Source organism: Bartonella sp. AD328YNZD (assembly GCF_042196425.1).
The window spans coordinates 1-570 of sequence record NZ_JBHIQG010000834.1; the positions used below are offsets into that span (position 1 = coordinate 1).

General features: G+C 45.8%; 1 pseudogene. It reads left to right on the forward strand.

Annotated elements, in window-relative coordinates:
• Positions 1-570, forward strand: a pseudogene (locus ACFIO3_RS15305) (DNA repair protein RecN); the annotation flags it as partial.

Below are 570 nucleotides of genomic sequence, written 5' to 3' on the forward strand. Positions count from 1 at the left end.
CTTGATGCTTTATCACTTGCTCTAGGGGGGCGGGGTGATGCTTCGCTTGTGCGTCATGGGGTTGACCGCGGGCAGGTCACGGCTGTTTTTGATGTGTCTGTTTCACATCCTGCACGTCAGCTTATTCGTGAGAATGGTCTTGATGATGAGGGCGATATTATTTTACGACGTGTGCAATCAAGTGATGGACGTAGCCGTGTCTTTATCAATGATCAGGTGTCTAGTGTTGCATTGATGCGGAGTGTTGGCCGTTTGCTGGTTGAAATCCATGGACAACATGATGATCGTGCGCTGGTTGATGTTGCTACACATCGCCAATTATTAGATGCCTTTGGTGGGCTTGAGGATGAAGTGGAAAATTTGCGCCAATGTTATCACACATGGCGTGAATGTGAGGAGCGTTTGCAACAGCAGCGTCTTAAAGTAGAGAGTGCTGTACGTGAGGTTGATTATCTTCGTGCGTGTGTAGAAGAGCTTGAAAAGCTTGATTTTCAAGTTGGTGAAGAGGAAGCTCTTTCTCTTCGTCGTGCTGATATGCTTAAATTAGAAAAAATAGCGACAGATATTAAA